18 protein-coding genes are annotated in these 20,976 nt (G+C 64.3%); 11 read left to right on the top strand and 7 right to left on the bottom strand.

The genetic code is table 11. The annotated features are described in order from the left end of the window. Window positions 1–41 precede the first annotated feature (41 nt). Together ACODSK_RS07090 and ACODSK_RS07085 are read right to left on the bottom strand one after the other, a co-directional pair. A complete protein-coding gene (locus ACODSK_RS07090) occupies window positions 42–3,158 on the bottom strand; it encodes a multidrug efflux RND transporter permease subunit (protein WP_489014894.1) in 3,117 nt (1,038 codons plus the stop codon). Then, window positions 3,155–4,330, bottom strand: coding sequence for an efflux RND transporter periplasmic adaptor subunit (locus ACODSK_RS07085; protein ID WP_489014892.1), 1,176 nt, complete (start codon window positions 4,328–4,330; stop codon window positions 3,155–3,157). Before ACODSK_RS07085 ends, ACODSK_RS07090 begins: the two co-directional genes overlap by 4 nt. A gap of 233 nt (window positions 4,331–4,563) precedes the next feature. Between ACODSK_RS07085 and ACODSK_RS07080 the strand changes: the two genes are divergently transcribed. Next, the gene (locus ACODSK_RS07080) at window positions 4,564–6,144 is read left to right on the top strand and encodes a methyl-accepting chemotaxis protein (protein ID WP_489014891.1); all 1,581 of its coding nucleotides are present in this window, start codon (window positions 4,564–4,566) and stop codon (window positions 6,142–6,144) included. 9 nt (window positions 6,145–6,153) lie between these two features. Here the strand turns inward: ACODSK_RS07080 and ACODSK_RS07075 are convergent, their stop codons facing one another. The 4 genes from ACODSK_RS07075 to norR form a co-directional block, all read right to left on the bottom strand. Continuing rightward, the gene (locus ACODSK_RS07075) at window positions 6,154–6,924 is read right to left on the bottom strand and encodes a YkgJ family cysteine cluster protein (RefSeq protein WP_489014889.1); all 771 of its coding nucleotides are present in this window, start codon (window positions 6,922–6,924) and stop codon (window positions 6,154–6,156) included. After that, window positions 6,903–7,205, bottom strand: coding sequence for a hypothetical protein (locus ACODSK_RS07070; protein WP_489014887.1), 303 nt, complete (start codon window positions 7,203–7,205; stop codon window positions 6,903–6,905). Before ACODSK_RS07070 ends, ACODSK_RS07075 begins: the two co-directional genes overlap by 22 nt. A gap of 159 nt (window positions 7,206–7,364) precedes the next feature. Beyond that, window positions 7,365–8,264: a chemotaxis protein gene (locus ACODSK_RS07065; protein WP_489014885.1), complete on the bottom strand. Its 900-nt coding sequence runs from the start codon at window positions 8,262–8,264 to the stop codon at window positions 7,365–7,367. A gap of 86 nt (window positions 8,265–8,350) precedes the next feature. After that, window positions 8,351–9,877 (bottom strand): nitric oxide reductase transcriptional regulator NorR, encoded by a 1,527-nt coding sequence (gene norR, locus ACODSK_RS07060; RefSeq protein WP_489014883.1) that lies wholly within the window; start codon window positions 9,875–9,877, stop codon window positions 8,351–8,353. Between the two features lie 159 nt (window positions 9,878–10,036). On the opposite strand from norR, the gene hmpA reads away from it, so the two are divergent. From hmpA to ACODSK_RS07015, 9 genes are all read left to right on the top strand, one after another. Beyond that, window positions 10,037–11,218: an NO-inducible flavohemoprotein gene (gene hmpA, locus ACODSK_RS07055; protein ID WP_489014881.1), complete on the top strand. Its 1,182-nt coding sequence runs from the start codon at window positions 10,037–10,039 to the stop codon at window positions 11,216–11,218. Between the two features lie 283 nt (window positions 11,219–11,501). Next, window positions 11,502–12,008 (top strand): disulfide bond formation protein B, encoded by a 507-nt coding sequence (locus tag ACODSK_RS07050; RefSeq protein ID WP_489014879.1) that lies wholly within the window; start codon window positions 11,502–11,504, stop codon window positions 12,006–12,008. Window positions 12,009–12,567: 559 nt separating this feature from the next. Next, window positions 12,568–13,524, top strand: coding sequence for a ubiquinol oxidase subunit II (cyoA, locus tag ACODSK_RS07045; protein WP_489014878.1), 957 nt, complete (start codon window positions 12,568–12,570; stop codon window positions 13,522–13,524). Between the two features lie 3 nt (window positions 13,525–13,527). After that, window positions 13,528–15,546 carry a cytochrome o ubiquinol oxidase subunit I gene (cyoB, locus tag ACODSK_RS07040; RefSeq protein ID WP_489014877.1) on the top strand — a complete coding sequence of 673 codons (2,019 nt, stop codon included), beginning with the start codon at window positions 13,528–13,530 and terminating at the stop codon, window positions 15,544–15,546. Window positions 15,547–15,549: 3 nt separating this feature from the next. After that, window positions 15,550–16,173 (top strand): cytochrome o ubiquinol oxidase subunit III, encoded by a 624-nt coding sequence (cyoC, locus tag ACODSK_RS07035; RefSeq protein WP_489014875.1) that lies wholly within the window; start codon window positions 15,550–15,552, stop codon window positions 16,171–16,173. Continuing rightward, complete coding sequence (cyoD, locus tag ACODSK_RS07030; RefSeq protein WP_489014874.1) at window positions 16,174–16,512, top strand: cytochrome o ubiquinol oxidase subunit IV; 339 nt, start codon at window positions 16,174–16,176, stop codon at window positions 16,510–16,512. 11 nt (window positions 16,513–16,523) lie between these two features. Beyond that, a complete protein-coding gene (gene cyoE / locus ACODSK_RS07025) occupies window positions 16,524–17,411 on the top strand; it encodes a heme o synthase (protein WP_489014872.1) in 888 nt (295 codons plus the stop codon). A 279-nt stretch (window positions 17,412–17,690) separates the two neighbouring features. Continuing rightward, window positions 17,691–18,923 carry an alanine transaminase gene (gene alaC, locus ACODSK_RS07020; RefSeq protein ID WP_489014871.1) on the top strand — a complete coding sequence of 411 codons (1,233 nt, stop codon included), beginning with the start codon at window positions 17,691–17,693 and terminating at the stop codon, window positions 18,921–18,923. Window positions 18,924–19,094: 171 nt separating this feature from the next. Next, on the top strand, window positions 19,095–19,460 hold the full coding sequence (locus ACODSK_RS07015) for a YkgJ family cysteine cluster protein (RefSeq protein ID WP_489014869.1): 366 nt from the start codon (window positions 19,095–19,097) through the stop codon (window positions 19,458–19,460). A 3-nt stretch (window positions 19,461–19,463) separates the two neighbouring features. On the opposite strand, the gene ACODSK_RS07010 is transcribed toward ACODSK_RS07015, so the two are convergent. Next, on the bottom strand, window positions 19,464–19,943 hold the full coding sequence (locus ACODSK_RS07010; RefSeq protein ID WP_489014867.1) for a DMT family transporter: 480 nt from the start codon (window positions 19,941–19,943) through the stop codon (window positions 19,464–19,466). 95 nt (window positions 19,944–20,038) lie between these two features. Between ACODSK_RS07010 and ACODSK_RS07005 the strand changes: the two genes are divergently transcribed. Continuing rightward, window positions 20,039–20,950: a LysR family transcriptional regulator gene (locus ACODSK_RS07005; RefSeq protein ID WP_489014865.1), complete on the top strand. Its 912-nt coding sequence runs from the start codon at window positions 20,039–20,041 to the stop codon at window positions 20,948–20,950. The last annotated feature ends 26 nt before the right edge of the window (window positions 20,951–20,976 follow it).

Raw genomic sequence — 20,976 nt, 5'->3', positions numbered from 1 at the left:
CCGGCGTTCCGGTGAACCCGCTCCCACAGGGGCCGCGTTGCTCAATCGGCCACAGGCCGGTGCGCCGGGGCAGCGCTCTGGCGCCGGTGGAACAGGCGCTCCAGGGCCAAGTATATGACCGGGGTGGTGAACAGCGTCAGGGCCTGGCTGACCAGCAGCCCGCCAACCACGGCAATGCCCAGCGGCTGGCGCAGTTCGGCGCCGGCACCGGCGCCGAGCATCAGCGGTACGGCGCCGAGCAGGGCGGCCAGGGTGGTCATGATGATCGGTCGGAAACGGGTCAGGCAGGCCTGATGGATCGCCTGCTCGGGCGTCATGCCGTGGTTGCGCTGGGCATCCAGGGCGAAGTCGATGAGCAGGATGCCGTTCTTCTTGACGATACCGATCAGCAGCACCACGCCGATCAGGCCCATGATGGTGAAGTCCTGGCCCCACAGCCAGAGCAGGGCCAGGGCGCCGAGGCCGGCCGGGGGCAGGGTGGAGATGATGGTCAGCGGGTGGACGAAGCTCTCGTAGAGCACGCCAAGGATGATGTACACCGCCACCAGCGCGGCGAGGATCAGCCAGGGCTGGCTCGACAGCGAACTCTGGAAGGCTTGCGCCGCGCCCTGGAAGGTACCGCTGATGGAGGCCGGCATGCCCAGTTCGCGCTGGGTCCGTTCAAGGATGCTCACCGCATCGCCGAGGGCCACGCCCGGCGCCAGGTTGAACGACAGGTTGGCCGCCGGGAACAGGCCGTCGTGGGCGATGGACAGCGGGCCGGTGCTCGGTGCCTCGACCCTGGCCACGGCAGCCAGCGGCACCATCTCGCCGGTCAGCGGCGAGCGCAGGTAGAAGTAGTTGAGGCTTTCTGCGCGGCCACGCTGGCGGGCGTCCAGCTCGAGAATCACCTTGTACTGGTTGGTCTCGGTCTGGAATTCGCTGATCTGGCGCTGGCCGAAGGCGTCGTACAGGGCCTGGTCGACATCGGTGGTGGTCAGGCCGAAGCGTGCGGCAGCCTGTCGGTCGATCTCGATGCGGGTGACGCTGGCGCCCAGTTGCAGGTCGTTGGACAGGTCGCGGAACGCCGGGTTGGCCTTGAGCCGTTCGGTCAGGCGCTCGGTCCACAGGTTCAGCGCCGGGCCGTCGTTGCTCTTGAGCACATATTGATACTGGCTGCGGCTCGGCCCGGAACTGAGGTTGATGTCCTGGCCGGCGCGCAGGTACAGGACCACGCCGGGCACCTTGGCCAGCTTGGGCCGCAGGCGGTCGATGAACTCGCTGGCGGACACGTCGCGGTCGCCGCGGTCCTTCAGCGAGATCCAGAAGCGACCGTTGGCGATGGTCTGGTTGCTGCCGGTGACCCCCACTGCATGGGAGAAGGCGCGTACCGCCGGGTCGGCGCCGATGATCTCGGCCAGGGCCTGGTGCTTGGCGACCATGTCCGGGTAGGAGATATCAGCCGCCGCTTCCGTGGTGCCGAGGACGAAACCGGTGTCCTGCACCGGGAAGAAGCCCTTGGGAATCAGCACATAGCCGACCACCGCCAGGGTGGTGCTGAGGAAGAACACCCCGAGCATCAGGCGCTGGTGGGCCAGGGCCTTGTCCAGCAGGCGCTCGTACCAGCCGAGCAGGCGTTCGCCGAAGCCTGGCTTCTTCTCTTTATCGTGGGCCGGGGCATTCATGAACAGGGCGCACAGGGTCGGCGCCAGGGTCAGCGACACCAGCACCGAAATCAGGATGGTCGAGGTGGCGGTCAGGGCGAATTCCTTGAACAGCCGGCCGACCACGCCACCCATGAACAGCAGCGGGATAAAGGCTGCGACCAGGGAGAAGCTGATCGAGACCACGGTAAAGCCGATCTCCCGGGCGCCCTTCATCGCGGCTTCGCGGCGGCTGTCGCCGGCTTCCAGGTGGCGGTGGATGTTCTCCACCACGACGATGGCGTCGTCCACCACGAAGCCCACGGCGATGACGATCGCCACCAGGGTCAGGTTGTTCAGGCTGAAGCCCATCACGTACATGAAGGCGAAGCTGGCCACCAGCGACACGCCGAGCACCGCCGAGACGATCAGGGTCGCCGACCACTGGCGCAGGAACAGGGCCATGACCGCGATCACCAGCAGCACGGCGATGGCCAGGGTCAGTTCCACTTCGTGCAGCGAGGCGCGGATGGTCTGGGTGCGGTCCTGCAGCACCGAGACGTTGACCGTTGCCGGGAGCATTTCTTCAAGGCGCGGCAGCTCGACGTTGACCCGGTCGACGGTGTCGACGATGTTCGCTCCGGGCTGGCGGAAGATCACCAGGTTGAGGCCTTGCTGGTCACCGGACCAGGCCTTGACGTAGGCGTTCTCCGAGCCGCTGATGACCCTGGCCACGTCCTTGAGCTGCACCGGCGCGCCGTCGCGGTAGGAGACGATCAGTTGCGCGTACTGCTCGGGATGGAACAACTGGTCGTTGGTCGCCAGGGTCGACACGCTGCTCTCGCCGTATAGCGCGCCCTTGGCCAGGTTGAGGCTGGTCTGCTGGATCGCCAGGCGCAGGTCGGCGAGGGTCAGGCCGAGGGCGGCGAGTTTGTCGGGCTGGGCCTGGACGCGGATCGCCGGGCGCTGCTGGCCGGTGATGTTGACCAGGCCGACCCCGTCGATCTGGCTCAATTGCCGGGCCAGCAGGGTTTCGGCGTAGTCGCTGAGCTCGTTGGCCGGCATGTGCTCGGAACTGACGGTGAGGATCAGCACCGGGCTGTCGGCCGGGTTGACCTTGCGCCAGGTCGGCGGGCTGGGCATGTCCTGAGGCAGGCGCGCGGTAGCGGTGTTGATCGCCGCCTGGACCTCCTGGGCGGCGGTGTCGATGTTCTTGTCGAGGGTGAACTGCAGGATCAGGCTGGTGGAGCCGAGGGCGCTGCTGGAGGTCATCTGGGTCATGCCGGGGATGGCACTGAACTGCACCTCCAGCGGCGTGGCCACGGACGAGGCCATGGTTTCCGGGCTGGCCCCGGGCAGGTTGGCGGTGACCTGGATGGTCGGGAAGTCCGCTTCCGGCAGCGGCGCCACCGGCAGGCGGGGAAAGGCGACCACGCCGAGCAGGACCAGGGCGAAGGTCAGCAGCAGGGTGGCGACGGGGCGCTCGATGCACCAGCCGAACAGACCGCTGCGACCATTGGGCAGGGCGGCGTTCATGGCTGCACGCTCGCGTCGCTGCGGGCCACGTCCTCGGTGGCCGGCTTGGCCGTAAGGATTTCAACCTTGGCACCGGGCTTGAGCCGCGATTGACCATCGGCCACCAGGCGGTCGTTGGCTTCGACGCCGGTGATCACGTTGAGCTTGCTGTCCTGGTAGATGACCTTGACCTGCACGGCCTCGGCTTTGTCGCCATTGATGCGGTAGACGAAATGCTGGTCGACGCCCTGGCGCACCACCCCCGGCGGCACCACCAGGGCGTTGCGCTCGATGCCGGTCTGCACCCGCAGGGTGACCAGTTGGCCGGGCCACAGGCGGGCGTCGGGGTTGTTGAAGGTGGCCTTGGCGCGCAGGGTGCCGGTGCCGGCGGCGATCTGGTTGTCGATCAGGCTCAGGCGGCCTTCGCCGAGCAGCTTGCCGCCGGTGTCGCCATCGCCTTCCAGGTAGGCCTGGATCGGCGAGGGCTCGCTGCTGGCGGTGAGCTGTTGCAGGGTCGGCAGCCAGTTCTGCGGCACCGAGAATTCCACGTTGATCGGATCGAGGCGGGTAACGCTGAACAGGCCCTGGGTGTCGGTGGTGCGCACCAGGTTGCCTTCGTCGACATTGCGGATGCCGACCCGGCCGCTGACCGGCGAGAGGATCCGGGTATAGGACAGTTGCACCTCGGCGGCGGCGATATTGGCCTGGTTGCCGAGCAGGGTGGCTTTCAGCTGGTTGACCAGCGCCTGCTGCTGGTCGAGGGTCTGGCGCGAGATGCCGTTGTCTTCGCTGAGCAGGCGATAGCGCTTGAGGTCGGTTTCCGCCACCTGCAACTGCGCCTGGCTCTGGCCGAGCTGGGCCTTGGCCTGGTCGAGGCTGGCGCGGATGGCGCGGTCGTCGAGGGTGGCCAGCAGGTCGCCCTTCTGTACGGTCTGGCCTTCCTGCACGGCGATTTTCGTCAGCACGCCTTCCACCTGCGGGCGGATCACCACGCTATGCAGCGATTGCACGGTGCCGATGGCGCTGAGAAAGCGCGGCACATCCTCGCGCTGCACCGCGATCACGCTGACCGGTACGGCATTCGCCGCGGCCGGGCGCGCGGCTTGCGGTGGGCGGCTGATGAACCAGGCGGCCACGGCGAGAAGGACGATGGCGAGCAGGACAAGCAGCGTTCGGGGACTGGAAATTCGCATGCGTCAGAAGGGCCGGCAGAAGTTGGGGAGGAAGGGCTTCATACCCTTATATAGGACAGACCGGGTCAGTTGGGTGACGCGTAGCTGTCAGCGCTGTCAGGTGAGAATGATTGTCGATGAGCGGTGATGGCAACTGGCCTTAATGCTGCTCTGGGTCAAGGTTCCGGGAGGGGGTCAAACGTAGTATTTCCGCCCTGCTTTATACCCCCCACCCGAACGACGAGCGCCTCTCGATGAAGAGCAATCTGCCTGTGACCGGTCGAAACGTGGATTACCCCGTGGATGCGAACATTCTGTCCACCACGGATCTGACGAGTGCAATCACCTACGCCAACGACGAGTTCATCCGCATCAGCGGGTTCTCCCGGGAGGAGCTGATCGGCAGCGCGCACCATATCGTGCGCCACCCGGACATGCCACCGGCGGCTTTCGAGCATATGTGGCAAACCTTGAAGAAGGGCCGTTCGTGGATGGGCCTGGTGAAGAACCGTTGCAAGAACGGTGATCACTATTGGGTCAGCGCCTTTGTCTCGCCGATCACCAGCCATGGCCAGACCGTGGAATACCAGTCGGTGCGGACCAAGCCGAGTCGCGCCCAGGTCGAGGCGGCCGAGCGGCACTATGCCGAACTGCGCAGTGGTGAACGCAAGCTGCTGGATCGTTTGCCCGTGCCGAGCATGGGCGCGCGCCTGGGCCTGGGCCTCGCTGGCTTGCTGGCGGTGGTGCTGGGCAGTCGCCTGCTGTTACCGGAAATCCCCTATCAGGGCGTGCTGGAATGGGCGGCCTTCGTCGGCCTCGGCGGCTTGCTGATCAGCCGCACCCTGAGCCCGTTGGAGCGCCTTGGCCGGCGCGTGCGCGATATCGCCGACAACCCGCTGAGCCAGCGCCTGTACACCGGGCGCCGCGATACCGTGGGCCAGATCGAATTCGCCTTGCAGATGCTCGAAGCGCAGATCGGCGCGGTGGTCGGGCGTATCGGTGACACCTCCAAGCGCCTGGCCGGGCACACCGCCGACCTGGCCAGCCACCTGCAGCACAGCCATACCACCACCGTTGGCCAGCAGGGCGACGCCGACCAGGTGGCCGAAGCCATCAACCGCATGGCGGCGCGGGTTGCCGAGGTCGCCGACAGCGCGCAGCAGGCTTCGAAGGCGGCGGACCAGGCCGAAGGCGAGACCCAGGTCGGGCACCAGTTGGTGGACCAGAGCCGCAGCACCATCCTGCAACTGGCCAATGCCCTGGCCGAAGCCACCGAGGTGGTGCACACCCTGGAGAACCACAGCGAGGAGATCTCCGGGGTGCTGGAAGTTATCCACAGCATCGCCGAACAGACCAACCTGCTGGCGCTGAATGCGGCGATCGAGGCGGCCCGGGCGGGGGATCATGGCCGCGGCTTTGCCGTGGTGGCCGACGAGGTGCGCGGCCTGGCCCAGCGTACCGCGCAGTCCACCGGGGAGATCCAGCGCATGATCAGCATGTTGCAGAACGGCGCCCGCGATGCGGTGCTGGCGATGCAGCAGAGCAGCGACCATGCCGGGCACAGTGTCGAGCAGGCCCAGCATGCGACCCAGGCGCTGCACGGCATCAGCCAGCGGGTCAACCAGATCAGCGAGATGAGCATGCAGATCGCCTCGGCGGTGGAGCAGCAAAGCCTGGTCAGCGAAGACATCAACCGCAACATCATCAGCATCCGCCAGGCCAGCGAGCAAAGCGTCACGGCGGGTCAGCGCGGTCATTCCACTGCCAGCGATGTGGCCGGCCTGGCCGAAGACCTGCGGCGCCTGGCCGAAGAATTCTGGTGCCGGCGCCAATAGCGCGCCGGATCAGAAACCGATGAAGCTGTAGTGCCCGGCGCTCGTGCCGGTGACCCTGGCCCCTGCCGAGTCCAGTTTTCCGGCAAGGTCGCCATTCTCCACATGCAGGATCCACGGAGCCAACGTCGCTCCGGCATCGCTGGCCGTTTCGATCATGGCCTGGCGCAGCGCCGTCGTGTCCGGCAGATAGGCGGTGAAGCCGTTGCCTTTCAGGGCGCTGGTGTCGATGCCCAGGCGCTGGCAGATCAGCGCCTTGTTGCGGATATCGTCGCGATCGGCCTGGCGTGACTGCTCGATCAGCTCCATCAGCTTCGGGTCGACCACGCGTTCGCGATGGATCAATGCTTCGCCGCTGCCCCAGGCTTCCGGCGGGCAGTCCTTGGCCTGCGGACGCAGGGGGATATGCGGGTTGATCTCCATCGGATAGATGCGACAGACCAGCGGGCGGCGCTCGTAGATCATGCAGCGCAGCTCGGCGTCGAGGTTGCGACACGGGCCCGGGTTGAAGGCCGCGAAGGTGATGGCGACGTAGGCCTCGGTGGCTCCGCAGGGCACCGCGCAGGAGCGGCGGCGGGCGTGCTCCTGCTGGTCCAGGGGCAGGCCCAGGCCGTTATCGAGAAAGGCCTCGACCAGGACGATCACCTGGCCACCGTCATCCACCCACTGGCGGGCTTCGACAAGGGTCAGAGGGACGTGGTGGCCGGTGCAGCAGCGGCCGCAGCCGGTGCAGTTGAAATGGATCGTATCGGTGGCGCTGTTCACGGTTTGCCCGGTGTCCATTCGGTGACGTAGGCGGTCTTCTGGCGCCGGTCGTAGAGGCACAGCTCGGTGCCCTTGCGGTTGTTCATGTGTTTTTGCGGGTAGCGGCCTTGCAGGAGCAGGGCGGAGTAGCCGCTGCGGTCATCGAACTCGGCGCTCTTGCCCAGGGCGCGGACGTCCTTGAGCTGGCTGGCGGCGCTGCAGGCGCGCAGCAATTGCTTGTCGTGCTCGGCCCAGGCCTGGTCGCTGGAGGCGTGGGCGAGGGGGGCGAGCAGAAGCAGGGCGAGGATGGGCGCTTTCATGGGGGACGTGGTTCCTCTGGGGCTGAGTGCCGGAGTATGCCTGATCCTTGTGGTGTTCATTCGGGCCCCATCGCCGGCAACGCCGGCTCCCACAATGTCCGTAGCGACACTGAAACCTGTGGGAGCCGGCATTGCCGGCGATGGGGCCCTTGGCAGCAACTATCTCTCGGTAAAGGCCACCGTCCGCGCCGCGACGATCAGGCAGTCGGTCAGCTCAGGCGAAGAAAACTTGGTCAACACCGCATTGGCCCCTGCCGCCTTGGCCTTCTCGCTGTTCATGGCACTGTCCAGCGAGGTATGCAGCAGCACATAGAGATGCTGGAAGTCCGGGGTTTCGCGCAGGGTGCGGGTGAAGGCGTAGCCGTCCATCTCCGACATTTCGATATCCGACACCACCACGTCGATTTCCTGGTCGGTGCCCTGCAGGTCCAGGAGCACGCCGATGGCGTCCTTGGCGCTGCGTGCGGTATGGGCTTCCAGGCCGAGCCCGCGCAGGGTGTAGATCGATTGCTGCAAGGCAACCTGGCTGTCATCCACCACCAGTATGTTGGTCGCCTTGAGGATGGTCGCATCCTCGTCGCTGAGCTGCGCCGGGGCATGCTCGTGATGGACCGGGGCGATGGTGTGGATGACCTTTTCGATATCCAGCACCTGCACCAGGGTGTCGTCGATGCGGGTCACGCCGGTGATGAACGACTTGTCCCCCGAGCCAAAGGGCGGCGGGCGGATATCGGTGCTCTTGCAGTGGACGATGCGCGCCACTGCCTGGACATGCAGGCCCTGCTTGGAACGGCTGATATCGGTAACGATCAGGCAGCCGCCATTGGGATCGGCCAGCGGCCGTTCGCCGATGGCGCGGGACAGGTCGATCACCGGCAGCGAGTTGCCGCGCAGGGTCGCCACGCCTTTGACGTGGGGATGGGCCTCGGGCAGGCGGGTCAAGGGCGGGCAGGGAATGATCTCGCTGACCTTGAGCAGGTTGATCGCCATCAGCTTGCCGCTGCGCAAGGTGAAGAGCAGCAGCGACAGCGAGTCCGCGCGGGCTTTTTGCGAGAACATAGAAACCTTCGTGGCATTAATGATGAATCGGAGGCTGGTGCCAGGGTTATCGACCCCGGCACGCCGTGCTTTAGCTTATTCGTAAATCAGCGCAGTCCAAGCCGGCGTGCCAGGCGCGCCAGGTTGGCACGATCCAGGCCCAGTTCGCGAGCGGCGCTGGCCCAGTTGTGCTGGTGGCGTTCGAGGCATTGGCCGATGAGCTGGCGCTGGTAGTGGTCGAGTGCCTGGCGCAGGTCGCCGGCGCTTTCGCTGCCGGGCAGGATAGCTGGTTGTGCGGCGGTCGTGCTGGCTACGCCGGGCAAATCCAGGTCGGCGCCGTCGAGGGTCAGGATCCGCGGCCGGTCGCGGTGCTGCCCGAGGGCCTTGAGCGCCGAGCGGCCGATCAGGTGTTCCAGTTCGCGCACGTTCCCCGGCCAGTCGTAGGCCAGCAGCGCGGCCTGGGCTTCGGCGCTCAGGCGCAGGCTGTTGAGGCCCATGCGCGAGCGGTTCTGTTCGAGGAAGTAGCCGGCCAGCAGCAACACGTCGCGACCGCGCTCGCGCAGGGCCGGCACCGGCAGCGGGTAGACGCTGAGGCGGTGGTAGAAGTCGGCGCGGTAACGGCCGGCACGGACCTCCTCGGCCAGGTCGCGGTTGGTGGCGGCGATCAGGCGCACGTCGACGCGGTGTTCCTGGTCCGAACCCAGGCGTTGCAACTGGCCGCTTTGCAGGACCCGCAACAGCTTGGCCTGGACCACCAGCGACAGCTCGCCCACTTCATCGAGGAACAGGGTGCCGCCGTTGGCCAGCTCGAACTTGCCGCGGCGCTCGCCCACCGCGCCGGTAAAGGCGCCGCGGACATGGCCGAACAGTTCGCTTTCCACCAGGGTGTCGGGCAGGGCCGCGCAGTTGAGGCTGATCAGCGGCTTGTCGGCGCGCGGCGAGGCCTGATGGATGGCCTGGGCCACCAGCTCCTTGCCGACCCCGGTCTCGCCGGTGATCAGCACGGTCAGGTCGCTGCTGCCGACCAGGCTGATTTCCTCCAGCAGGCGCTTGTGCGCCTTGCTCTGGCCGATCAGTTCCTTGGCCTGCTGGTCGCTGGCCTGGCGGTAGACCTCGGCGCGCAGGGCCAGGCCCTCGATGCGCTGGGCCACGTTGACCGTGGCGGCGGCGAGGCTGGCGAAGGCTTGCAGCGAGTCCAGTTCGGCCTGGCGGAAGCTGTCCGGGGCCAGCGCATCGAGGGTCAGCAGGCCCCAGGGGCGCTCGTCGACGAACAGCGGGCAGCCCATGCAATCGTGGACTTCCAGTTGCTGGTGCAGGCCCTCGACCAGGCCGTCGTAAGGGTCGGGCAGTTCGCTGTCGCTGGCGAAGCGGGTCGGGCCACTGCGGCTGAGCAGGGCGGCGAAGCGCGGATGTTCGCTGACCCGGAAGCGCCGGCCCAGGGTGTCGACGCTGAGCCCGTCCACCGCCAGCGGCACCAGCCATTCGCCGTCCAGGCGCAGCAGGGCGGCAGCGTCGCAGGGCAGCAGGGCGCGCATGGCTTCCAGCAGGCGGCGATAGCGCTCGCGCTCGGGCAGGTCGCGGGACAGGTCGCTGACCAGGGGGAGCAGGGCGGTGAGCAGGGGCTTTGAGGTCATATTGACTCCTTGTGGTCGTTATGACTCTAGCAGCTGTTGGTCATTCTGACTCTTGTTGCGTGCAAGTGCCCGGTTTTATTGGGTGAAAACATTGGCACGGATTCTGAAATACCCCTGGCAGTGTTTAACCAGAAGCCCATCAGGCTCAGGAGTCGTTTCATGCTGACCGCCGAAGACCGTGCAATCATCAAGGCCACCGTTCCGCTGCTGGAGAGCGGTGGCGAAGCCCTGACCACCCATTTCTACAAGATGATGCTCAGCGAGTACCCCGAGGTGCGCCCGCTGTTCAACCAGGCCCACCAGGCCAGCGGCGACCAGCCCCGCGCCCTGGCCAATGGCGTGCTGATGTACGCCCGGCATATCGACCGGCTGGAGCAACTGGGCGGTCTGGTCGGGCAGATCGTCAACAAGCATGTGGCCTTGCAGATCCTGCCCGAGCATTACCCGATCGTCGGCAGTTGCCTGCTGCGCGCCATCGAGGAGGTGCTCGGCAGCGAGATCGCCACCCCTGAAGTGCTCAAGGCCTGGGGCGCGGCCTATCAACAGCTGGCCGATATCCTGATCGGTGCCGAGGAGGGCATGTACCAGCAGAAGGAGCAGGCCAAGGGCGGCTGGCGTGGAGCGCGGGCCTTTACCCTGGTGGAGCGGGTCGAGGAGAGCGCCGAGATCGTCTCCTTCTATTTCGCTCCGGTGGATGGCCAGCCGGTGCTGGTGGCCGAGCCGGGCCAGTACATCGGGCTGCAATTGGTCATCGATGGGGTCGAGCAGCGTCGCAACTATTCGCTGTCGAGCCTGGGGGATGGGCGCCTGTACCGCATCAGCGTCAAGCGCGAGGCGGGGGGCAAGGCGTCCAACTACCTGCATGACCAGTTGAAGGTGGGCGACAGCATCAACCTGTTCCCGCCAGCGGGGGACTTCACCCTGGCCGCCAGCGACAAGCCGCTGGTGCTGATCAGCGGCGGCGTCGGCATCACCCCGACCCTGGCGATGCTCGAGGCGGCGCTGGACAGCGGGCGGCAGATCCACTTCATCCATTGCGCGCGCAACGGTGGCGTGCATGCGTTCCGTGAGCACGTCGACGCGCTGGCCGCGCGCAATCCGCAGCTCAAGCGCTTCTATAGCTATGACGAGGATGACGGCGTGAGCCTGCCGGGGGATGCCCTGGGTTACCTGAGTGAGGCACAACTGGGGCAGTGGCTGCCGCAGGAGCGGGACCTGGATGCCTACTTCCTTGGGCCCAAGCCGTTCATGGCGGCGGTGAAGCGGCATCTGAAGGCGCTGGGTGTGCCGGAAGGGCAGAGCCGGTATGAGTTCTTCGGGCCGGCTTCGGCTTTGGAGTGATCCTCTGGGCCTCATCGCCGGCAAGCCGGCTCCCACAGTGACCGCGTGCAGCGCCGGACCTGTGGGAGCTGGCTTGCCAGCGATGAGGCCACTTGTTTCAGCATATTAATTCCCTGTTAATCCCGTTCCTCTTCACTTCTCCCCTTGCGCCGGCCTTTTCACAGGCTCTTCACCTCCGATCCTCCGTCTGCCTGTAGACTTTCCGCCGGCGCGCCGTCATCGTGTGCGCCCCGCGGCTTTCGCGTGGCCGCGAGTCGATCCATCTAACGTGAAGGGAATGGCAATGAACGAGCAAACGCAGCGCCTGAATCGGGAACGGCGCTTCCTGGTCCTGTTGGGCGTGATCTGCATCGCGCTGATCGGCGGCGCACTGTATATGCAGATCGTCCTTGGCGAGGCGCCCTGCCCGTTGTGCATCCTGCAACGCTATGCGCTGCTGCTGATCGCCCTGTTCGCCTTCATCGGCGCCGCCATGCCCGGCAAGCGCAGCCTGACCCTCTTCGAAGGCCTGGTGGTGCTCAGCGCCCTCGGTGGCGTCGCCGCCGCCGGCAACCATGTGTATATCCTCGCCAATCCGTCCGTCAGTTGCGGCATCGATACCCTGCAACCGATCGTCGATGGACTCCCCCTGGCTTCGGTACTGCCCCTGGTGTTCCAGGTCGACGGTTTCTGCTCCACGCCATACCCACCTGTATTGGGACTTTCCCTTGCACAATGGGCACTTGTAGCATTCGTCCTGACCGCCGTGCTGGTGCCGCTGGGCATCTGGCGCAACCGTCGTCGGGGTTAGACAAAAGTCCTGTTTTGACGCAAGTCCCTTGTGCCGCGAAATTTCCCACAATGCGCACAGGGCGATTGACTTGCGTCAACCCGCAGCCCTTGTGGAACGGGCGTTTCAGAGCTATTGGAACGGGTGCGACAAACTGTCGCGAAACTGATTTTTCGGGTTGGATTATTACACTTCCTGTAAAAGACTGTTGCTCAATAAGTCATAGTCAAGGGGGGGCTACCTATCTACAATCGCCCCCAATTTCCGTTCGGCACTGCTTGCAAGTCGCAGTTTCAAAGGCTCCGAAGCCTTTTTTGCTGACTTCGACGAGCATCGCCTGCGGCGATGCCGGGCTGACTCCCCTCCGTGATTTTCCGCACCAAATGGACTTGGTCTGAAATACAGGCCTGTTGCCCACGAAGTCAGAACAATAACCACGCATCACCCAAGGTTTATGCCGAGCAGCGCCGCTCCTCAAGGTATGACCTTATTCGCCCGTAAATGCTGACACCAGGCAGGAAGAAGTGTTGGCGACCAAAACACAAATTGCATTGAAGCAAGCTGATCTAGAGGTCGTGAGATGAGTAAAAAGCGTTACCCCAGACTGTTTGGCATTCTGCCCTTTTTAGGCATGCTTTTACTCAGTGGGTGCAACTGGACCCTGCTCGACCCGAAGGGTCAGGTCGGCATTGAGCAAAAGAACCTTATCCTGATCGCCTTCGGCCTGATGCTGCTGGTGGTCGTTCCGGTCATCTGCATGACCCTGGCGTTCGCCTGGAAGTACCGTGCTTCCAACAAGGCCGCCAAGTACACCCCGGACTGGTCGCACTCGACCAAGATCGAAGTGGCGGTCTGGACCATCCCGGTCCTGATCATCATCGCCCTGGGCGTTGTCACCTACAAAACCACCCATGAGCTGGACCCGTATCGTCCGCTGGTTTCCGACGTGAAGCCGGTGCAGATCGACGTGGTCGCCCTGGACTGGAAATGGCTGTTCATCTACCCGGAACAAGGCATCGCCACGGTCAACAAGATCGTCTTCCCGGCCAACACCCCGGTCAACTTCCGCGTCACCTCCGACGCCGTGATGAACTCGTTCTTCATCCCTGCACTGGGCGGCCAGATCTACGCGATGGCCGGCATGACCACCAAGCTGCACCTGATCGCCAACGAAAACGGCGAGTTCGACGGTATCTCGGCGAACTACAGCGGTGCAGGCTTCACCGGCATGAAGTTCAAGGCAGTCGCCACCTCCCAGGCCGATTTCGAGGCGTGGGTGAACGAAGTCAAGCAATCGCCAAAACAGCTGGACAAGGCTGAGTACGAAGCCTTGGCCAAAGCGAGCGAAAACAATCCGGTCACGCTGTACGGCGTGGCATCGGCTGACCAGTTCCAGACCATCGTCGACAAGTACGAAGGCATGAACCGCGGCAAGCCGGTAGTACACGAGAAGGCCGAGCACAAAGAAGCCGCGGTCGGTACCGGTACCGAAGGGATGGACGTGAGTATGCATTCAGCTGCCGGGGCAGAGGAGTAAGAGATGTTCGGTAAATTAAGTCTGGACGCGATCCCGTATCACGAGCCGATCGTCATGGTGACCCTCGCCATGATCGCGCTCGGCGGTATCGCGTTGTTCGCGGCAATCACCTACTTCAAGAAGTGGACTTACCTGTGGACCGAGTGGCTGACTTCGGTTGACCACAAGAAAATCGGCGTGATGTACATCATCGTCGCCATGCTCATGCTGATCCGCGGCTTCGCCGACGCGATCATGATGCGTACCCAGCTCGCGGCCGCCACCGGCGGTTCCGAGGGCTACCTGCCGCCTGAACACTATGACCAGATCTTCACCGCCCACGGTGTGATCATGATCATCTTCATGGCGATGCCATTCTTCACCGGCCTGATGAACCTGGCGCTGCCGCTGCAGATCGGCGCCCGTGACGTGGCCTTCCCGTTCCTCAACTCCCTGAGCTTCTGGCTGCTGGTGTCCGGCGTTGCGCTGGTCAACATCTCCCTGGGCGTGGGCGAGTTCGCCAAGACCGGCTGGGTTGCATACCCACCGCTGTCGGGTATCCAGTACAGCCCTGGCGTAGGCGTTGACTACTACATCTGGGCGCTACAGCTGTCCGGCCTGGGTACGACGCTGACCGGTGTGAACTTCCTGGTGACCGTGCTGAAAATGCGCGCCCCTGGCATGAAACTGATGGACATGCCGATCTTCACCTGGACCTGCACCTGGGCCAACGTCCTGATCGTGGCTTCGTTCCCGATCCTGACCGCTGCCCTGGCACTGCTGACCGTTGACCGTTATCTGGACTTCCACATCTTCACCAACGAGCTTGGTGGGAACCCGATGATGTACGTCAACCTGTTCTGGGCCTGGGGTCACCCCGAGGTTTACATCCTGATCCTGCCGGCCTTCGGCGTGTTCTCGGAAGTCACCTCGACCTTCACCGGCAAGCGCCTGTTCGGTCACCACTCGATGATCTACGCATCGGGCGCGATCGCGGTACTGGGCTTTGCGGTATGGCTGCACCACTTCTTCACCATGGGTTCGGGCGCTAGCGTCAACACCTTCTTCGGTCTGGCGACGATGCTGATTTCGATCCCGACCGGCGTAAAACTGTTCAACTGGCTGTTCACCATCTACCAGGGCCGCCTGCGCTTCACCGCGCCAGTACTCTGGACCCTGGGCTTCATGGTCACCTTCTCCATCGGTGGCATGACCGGCGTTCTGCTGGCCGTTCCAGGTGCTGACTTCGTGCTGCACAACAGCCTGTTCGTGATCGCGCACTTCCACAACGTGATCATCGGCGGCGCGGTATTCGGTTATGTAGCGGGCTTCGCCTTCTGGTTCCCGAAAGCCTTCGGTTTCACCCTGAACGAGAAGTGGGGCAAGGCTGCCTTCTGGTTCTGGATCTCCGGCTTCTACGTGGCCTTCATGCCGCTGTACGCCCTGGGCTTCATGGGCATGACCCGTCGTCTGAACCACTCGGACAACCCAGCCTGGGAACCGTACCTGTACGTAGCCGTTGTCGGCGCCGTGCTGATCCTGTTCGGTATCGCTTGCCAGCTGATCCAGCTGTACGTATCGATCCGCGACCGCAAGGACAACATGGACGTCACCGGCGACCCATGGGGCGGCCGTACCCTGGAATGGTCGACTTCGTCGCCACCTGCGTTCTACAACTTCGCCACCATGCCTGAGAAAGTCGGCCTGGATGCCTGGCACGAAGCCAAGGAAGCGGGCGTTGCGTACAAGGTTCCGGCCAAGTACGAAGCGATCCACATGCCGAACAACACCTCCACCGGTGTGTTCATGGGCCTGTTCCTGACCATCTTCGGTTTCGCCTTCATCTGGCACATCTGGTGGCTGGTTGGTCTGAGCCTGTTCGCCACCGTTGCAGTCTTCGTTCGCCACGCCGCGCGTGACGACCAGGGCTACATGGTTCCGGCCGAGGAAGTTGCGCGCATCGAAGGTGAGCGCATGAAAGCCCTGGGCCTGGCAACTGGCGCGCCTGCCGGTGCACGTGTCGAATCGTTTGAGCGGGTTTAATCAATGTCCAGTCAAGTAATCAACGCTGGTGCTCATGGTCACGACCATGGGCACGACGATCACCACCACGACTCGGGCCAGATGACCGTATTCGGTTTCTGGCTGTACCTGATGACCGACTGCATCCTGTTTGCGTCGATCTTCGCTACCTACGCGGTGCTGTCCGGCAACTTTGCCGGCGGCCCGTCGGGTCATGACATCTTCGAACTGAACTACGTACTGGGCGAGACCGCGCTGCTGCTGTTCTCCAGTATCACCTTCGGCTTCGCGATGCTGCAGATGTACAAAGGCAACAAGGGTGGCGTACTGGCCTGGCTGGCCGTCACCTGGCTGCTGGGCGCCGGCTTCATCGGCATGGAAGTCAACGAGTTCCACCTGCTGATCAGCGAAGGCTTCGGCCCTAGCCGCAGCGGCTTCCTGTCGGGCTTCTTCGCCCTGGTCGGTACCCACGGTCTGCACGTGACCGCCGGTCTGATCTGGATGGCGATCCTGATGTACCAGATCAACAAGGACGGCATCACCAGCACCCACAAGACCCGCATGAGCTGCCTGAGCCTGTTCTGGCACTTCCTGGACGTGGTCTGGATCTGCGTGTTCACCGTCGTGTACCTGATGGGAGTTCTGTAAATGGCTAACGCACACAACAGCCACGACCACGACGAAGCCAACCACGGCAGCGTCAAGTCCTACGCCATCGGCTTCATCCTGTCGGTGATCCTGACGGTCATCCCGTTCTACCTGGTGATGAACCCGAGCCTGCCGAAGGACATGACCCTGCTGATCATCATCGCCTTCGCGGTGATCCAGATCGTCGTGCACCTGTACTACTTCCTGCACCTGGATGGCTCGAAGGCCGCACGCTCCAGCGTGACGTCCTTCCTGTTCACGGCGCTGGTCATCGCGCTGCTGGTCGGTCTGTCGCTGTGGATCATGTTCAGCATCCACACCAGCATGATGGCGAAGTGAGGAAAGACGGCATGTCCCTGAAGCACTTTATCCAGATCACCAAACCGGGAATCATCTTCGGTAACGTGTTGTCCGTGGCGGGCGGATTCTTCCTCGCTGCGGCAGGGCATGTCGACTTCATGCTGTTCCTCGCCACGGTGATTGGTACCTCGCTGGTCGTTGCATCCGGTTGTGTCTTCAACAACTGGATCGACCGCGACATCGACATCAAGATGGAGCGCACCAAGAACCGCGCGATGGTGCAAGGCGCGATCTCGTCGCCAGTAGCCCTGGCCTACGCCACCCTGCTCGGGGTGGCCGGCCTGGGTCTGCTGTTCTTCAAGGCCAACGCCCTGGCGGCCTTGTTCGGCCTGATCGGCTTCATCATCTACGTCGGTTTCTACAGCCTCTACCTGAAGCGCAAATCGGTGCACGGCACCCTGGTTGGCAGCCTGTCCGGTGCCATGCCTCCGGTGATCGGCTACTGCGCGGTGAGCGGCACCTTCGACCTGGCTGCGCTGACCCTGCTGGTGATGTTCAGCCTGTGGCAGATGCCGCACTCCTACGCCATCGCGATCTTCCGCTTCAACGACTACCGCGCCGCCTCGATTCCGGTCCTGCCGGTTGCCCGCGGTGTCGCAGCAGCGAAGAAGCAGATCCTCTGGTACATCGTTGCCTTCATCGTCGCGACCCTGATGCTCACCTTCGGCGGTTACGCCGGCCTGGGCTACCTGGCCGTCGCGGCAGCCATGGGCCTGTACTGGCTGTACATGGCCTGGGGTGGCAACAAGGTGGCCGATGATCGTCTGTGGGCGCGCAAGGTGTTCGCGTTCTCCATCTTCACCATCACCGCCCTGAGCGTGATGATGTCGGTGGATACCCGTTCGCCTGCCGAAGTGCTGATGACCTACATCCACTGAGCTGGAACGGCTTGAAGAAAACGCCCCGGCGCCGAAAGGCTCCGGGGCGTTTTTGTTTCTGCCTTGAGGGCCTCATCGCTGGCAAGCCAGCTCCCACAGGATCGGTGTTTACAGTACCTGTGGGAGCTGGCTTGCCAGCGATGAGGCCGGTCCGGACACCACAGGATCATGAAATAACTCTTTACATCCATCCCCGTGCGGCCCTATCTTGCTGCCTCGGCCACAGGAGTGGCCAACGTCGCTCGGACGGTTCCGGGCGCTTACGTCTTCGAGGAAATCATGGCCGAACAAGGTTCGCCGCGCCGTTTTGCGCGCATCGATCGTCTCCCCCCCTACGTCTTCAACATCACCGCCGAACTCAAGATGGCCGCGCGCCGTCGTGGCGAGGACATCATCGATCTGAGCATGGGCAACCCCGACGGGGCCACGCCGCCGCACATCGTCGAGAAGCTGGTGCAGGTCGCCCAGCGTGAAGACACCCACGGCTATTCCACTTCCCGAGGCATCCCCCGTCTGCGCCGCGCGATCTCGCGCTGGTACGAGGAACGCTACAAGGTCGAGATCGACCCGGAGAGCGAAGCCATCGTCACCATCGGCTCCAAGGAAGGCCTGGCACACCTGATGCTGGCCACCCTGGACCACGGCGACACGGTGCTGGTGCCCAACCCCAGCTACCCGATCCATATCTACGGTGCGGTGATCGCCGGCGCCCAGGTGCGTTCGGTGCCGCTGATCCCGGGTGTGGATTTCTTCAACGAGCTGGAGCGGGCTATCCGCGAATCCATTCCGAAACCGAAGATGATGATCCTCGGCTTCCCCTCGAACCCTACGTCGCAGTGCGTGGAGCTGGACTTCTTCGAGCGGGTGGTGGAACTGGCCAAGCAGTATGGCGTGCTGGTGATTCACGACCTGGCCTATGCCGACATCGTCTATGACGGCTGGAAAGCCCCGTCGATCATGCAGGTGCCGGGCGCCAAGGACATCGCGGTGGAGTTCTTCACCCTGTCCAAGAGCTACAACATGGCCGGCTGGCGCGTCGGCTTCATGGTCGGCAACGCCGAGCTGGTCAACGCCCTGGCGCGGATCAAGAGCTATCACGACTACGGCACCTTCACCCCGGTGCAGGTCGCGGCCATCGCGGCCCTGGAAGGCGACCAGCAACCGGTGCGCGAGATCGCCGAGCAGTATCGCCAGCGCCGCAACGTGCTGGTCAAGGGGCTGCACGAGATCGGCTGGATGGTCGAGAACCCCAAGGCGTCGATGTACGTCTGGGCCAAGATCCCCGAGCAGTATGCGCACCTCGGCTCCCTGGAGTTCTCCAAGAAGCTGCTGGCCGAGGCCAAGGTCTGCGTGTCGCCGGGTATCGGTTTCGGTGACTATGGCGACGATCATGTGCGCTTCGCCCTGATCGAGAACCAGGACCGTATCCGCCAGGCGGTGCGCGGTATCCGCCAGATGTTCCGTGCCGACGGCATCGAACCGCCGAAAACCGCCAAGCCGGTCAAGGCCTAAGGCGCTGCCGAAAAGCCCGAAGCCCCCGTGATACGGGCGCTTCGGGCTTTTTTCATTCCGCCGGTCGGGCGCCGGATTTTCTTTTCGTCACCCCCTTCTCAACGGCGCGGCATTGCATAGAATTGGCGGCGGGATTCTCCCCATGACCATTCTTCCCGGTCCCCCGACATCATGTCCGATACCCATCCTTGCTTGAGCTGTGGCGCCTGCTGCGCGCATTTCCGTGTGTCCTTCTTCTGGGGCGAGTGCACCTCGGCCGGCGGCTGCGTGCCGGATGATCTGGTGGTGCAGATCACCCCGAGCCGGGTGGCGATGATCGGCACCGATGCCAAGCCGGCGCGCTGTATTTCCCTGTCCGGCGAGGTGGGCAAGGCGGTGGCCTGCACCATGTACGAGCAGCGTTCCAGCCCGTGCCGGGAGTTCGATGCCTCCTGGGAACATGGCGAGCACAACCCGCGCTGTGACGATGCCCGCGCTGCCCATGGACTGCCGCCGTTGCAGCCGTTCGACTTCGGCAGTGGCAGCAGCGCGGCCTGACACCTACTGGCTGGACCGCGTGCCCCATTGCACCACCAGCATGCCCAGCACGATCAGCCCGACGCCCAGCAGTCGGGCCAGGTTCACCGGCCGTTCCGGCAAGCCCATCAATCCCCACTGGTCGATCGCCAGCGAGGACAGCACCTGCCCGGCGACCACGCAGACGATGAACCCCGCCGCCCCCAGTTTTGGCGTGAGGATCAGCGCTGCGGTGATATAGACCACCCCGGCCACGCCCCCGAACCAGGCCCACCACGGTGCCTGCGCCAGCGCGCCGAGTTGCGGCCATGGCGCACGCATCAGCCACAGCGCCGGCAGCACCATCAGCACGCTGACCGACAGGGAAATCAGTGCGGCCCATAACGGATGGCCGAGCAGGCGACCGAGCGCGGCATTGCTCCCGGCCTGGAACGGCACGGCGGCGCCGGCAAGCAGGGCGACCAGCGGCAGCAGCACGACGGCAGGGGCGAGGTTGAGGTTCATGACGGACTCCTTGATACGCACGATGGGCATAAGGCAGTCTTGGTTATCCACAGGCTGGATGGAAATTCGAAATCCGCACAGGGACTATTCGTACCATGGATGATCTACGCCGCATCGACCTCAACCTGCTGCTGACCCTGCATGCCCTGCTGGCCGAGCAGCATGTCTCCCGCGCGGCGTTGCGCCTGCATCGCAGCCAGCCGGCGGTCAGCCATGCCCTGGCCCAGTTGCGCGAGATCTTTGCCGATCCTTTGCTGGTGCGCCGTGGCGGCAAGTTGCAGCCCACGGCCCGGGCCCTGGAGCTGGCCCAGCCACTGCGCGAAGCCTTGCAGCAGCTCGATGCCTTGCTCAGCAGCCCAGGTTTCGACCCGCTGCGGGCGCGGCGCAGCTTCCGCCTGGCGATGTCGGACTACGGTGCCCGGGTGGTTCTGCCGCGCCTGGTTCGCGCCTTGCGCAGCGAAGCGCCGGACGTGGATCTGGTAGTGACCCAGGGCAGTCGCGAGGCCATGCTCAGCCAGTTGTTCGACGGTGAGATCGATCTCGCGCTGGGCGTCTTTCCCACCCTGACGGCGCCGTTGCAGGCGGAGAACCTGTTCGAAGAAAGCTTTGCCTGCCTGGCCGATCGTGACACCCTGCCGGCCCGTGGCGGCCTCAGCCTGGCGCAATGGCTGGCTCGTCCTCATGTGCTGGTGGCAGTGCGTCCTGGTACCGACAACGAGATCGACCTGGCCCTGGCGGCTCTTGGCGAGCAGCGCCGCGTCGCCTTGGCCATGCCGCACTGGACGGCGGCCACCGAAGTGATCGCCGGCACCGACCTGATCCTCACCGTTGCCCGGCGTAACCTGCTGCGGCCGCCTCGTGGACTACGCTGTTTTGCGCCGCCGCTGCCGATCCGAGCCTTTGCATTCCAGCAGGCCTGGCATGAGCGCCGCGAGGGCGATGCGGCCCATCGCTGGTTGCGCGGCCAGGTCATGCGCGCCTGCCTGCTGGAACCTGTCGGCCCCTGAGCCATCCAACCCGTCCATCACGACAT

This window comes from Pseudomonas sp. FG98 (genome assembly GCF_057808595.1).
This window is presented reverse-complemented; position numbering and strand designations above follow the sequence as displayed.